General features: G+C 29.2%; 1 protein-coding gene. It reads left to right on the top strand.

Going from position 1 to position 267, the window contains the following annotated elements:
* Positions 1 to 79: 79 nt before the first annotated feature.
* On the top strand, positions 80 to 267 hold a 188-nt coding region (locus AAEY98_RS22395), incomplete at its 3' end, for a hypothetical protein (RefSeq protein WP_351019799.1).

Below are 267 nucleotides of genomic sequence, written 5' to 3'. Positions count from 1 at the left end.
ATATTAATTAGCTAAGATTATATGATTTTTATACATAAAAAGATATAGTCTTAGCTATTCTGTTTAGTAGGTGTAAAAAATGAAACGTCTATTCAATGCCTCTAAAGAACCTAGAATAGCTTTAATAAGCGACGAGCTAACCTCTTTGGCATTGGACGAAAGTTCTGTAAAGATTTTTCAAATCAAAGATAAAAACTGGTTTCAGTTATTTAAGATATTTAAACCTGATTTTATTTTAGTTGAATCCGTATGGCGAGGGTATAAGGA

It is taken from the genome of Shewanella sp. AC91-MNA-CIBAN-0169, from assembly GCF_040310165.1.
Taxonomy (GTDB): domain Bacteria; phylum Pseudomonadota; class Gammaproteobacteria; order Enterobacterales; family Shewanellaceae; genus Shewanella.
Note: the sequence above shows the minus strand (reverse complement) of the source record. Positions and strands in the feature narration are given on the sequence as shown.